Here is a 1,640-nt window from a genome sequence, read left to right on the forward strand (position 1 = left end):
AAAGCCTTCGTCATTCCAGCCGTTGCCAGCTTTTGCGCCGTGTCTGAACCCGCGCCACGACCTGCATTTGATTGCCCTTCGGCTTGCAGATCATCGCGGAGAGAGCGAAGCTTCTCCATGGCGTCGTCGCTGATCGACTTGGCGGGATTTACGCCCGACTTGCTGCGCAACTTTTCGATGGCCTTCAGAGCGCTATCGACTTTGCCAAGCGTCATATGGCCGTTGCTGTCCACAAGGTTTAGAGACTGGAGATATTGCGCTTCGTTTACAGGCTTTGACAGTTCGGCATATTTGGCGAGATAAGAGCCGAATCCTGGCGCAGACTCTTCAATGGCATCATCAAGCGCGGATTTCACTTGCATCAGTTCCCCCGAGGCTAAACGCTTATCTGCCGTTGTCCCTATAGCGAGTGGCGAAAGCGACGTATCAATAGCCTTTCGGATGCCGTAAAGCTGTTCAGGGTCTGTCTGGAGGCTTATCTTTCCGTCAGCATCCGTCTTTGCCAACTTCTTCTTTATGGCGGAAAGGGCCTCTTGAACTGCATCGGACTGACCGGCAGGGCTTTGTAAAATCTTGTCGATTTCAGCGATGACGGGTTGGGGATCGGCGGCATTCACATTCTGAAATGCAGCCTCGCGCAATGGGGTTGCCGCTGCGTCGCGTTGCTGAGTCAGTGCCGCAAGATCGTCCTTAGTGCCCGCCAAATCGGAGACATAAGCTTTCCGCGCCTCGTTGTTCGACTTCATCAAGGAATCGAACTGGTTGGAAAATTCGGTGTTCGTCGCCTTTGTTGATCGCTCCAGAGCTGACAGGCCAGAATTGCCGCCGACAACGGATTGCGCCGTCGTGCGTTGAACGCCGGGAATGGGCGACACTGAGTCAATGGCCACAGGCGCGCCCGCCGCACGCTCTTGCAAGAAGCGGTTGACAATTTTGTTTTGGCCCGCCTCGGTGATCGGATCAATGAGTGCGTTTCGGATGCCGCCAACTGCGGCCTTTCCGCCCCCATATAGTGCGTTTCCCACAAGAGGAATGGCCGCGCCAATAAGAACCCCCTCTTTTAACTGCTCGCTCAGCGGTTTATCGGTCTGCGAAGACAATATGGCAGACGAACCCGCGCCTTCAAGCGCACCTCGTGTAGCCAATGAACTGCCACGCAAAAGTAAGTTACCGCCCTTCCCTGCCGTTCCAGCAACAAAGCTCATTCCTGGAGCGGCCTCTAGCGCTGCGCCTGCGCCCCCCATCAGCGGAGCTGTGAACGCAACGTTGCCCGCAAGACGGCCACCGGTCGCCCATCCGTTATTTCCATAACGGGCGTCATATGCATTCCGATCAGCCTTGTAGCCCGCCAAAGCTTTATCAATTTCATTCGGGGCAGAAAGTTCAGCCCGCCTATCTTCTTCTGACAGGAACGGGTTTCGCCTGATTACGATGTCGTTGAAGGTATCGGAGAACGCCTTGACCGGGACCGCCATCATATTGCCAAAGCTCGTCTCAGGGTCTTTTATGTACCCCCGCTTTACGCCCGCGCTAATACCCTCGCCCGTGCTGATCGGAGCGCCTGGCGTCTGGTGAAGAGCGCCATCCCAATCCCAATAATAAACTCCAGGGCCAAGGCGGCTTGTGTTGTTTTCCTGCGA

General features: G+C 55.6%; 1 protein-coding gene. It reads right to left on the minus strand.

Going from position 1 to position 1,640, the window contains the following annotated elements:
* On the minus strand, positions 1-1,640 hold a 1,640-nt coding region (locus B060_RS25870; protein WP_018084226.1), incomplete at both ends, for a hypothetical protein.

Source organism: Asticcacaulis benevestitus DSM 16100 = ATCC BAA-896 (assembly GCF_000376105.1).
GTDB lineage: Bacteria > Pseudomonadota > Alphaproteobacteria > Caulobacterales > Caulobacteraceae > Asticcacaulis > Asticcacaulis benevestitus.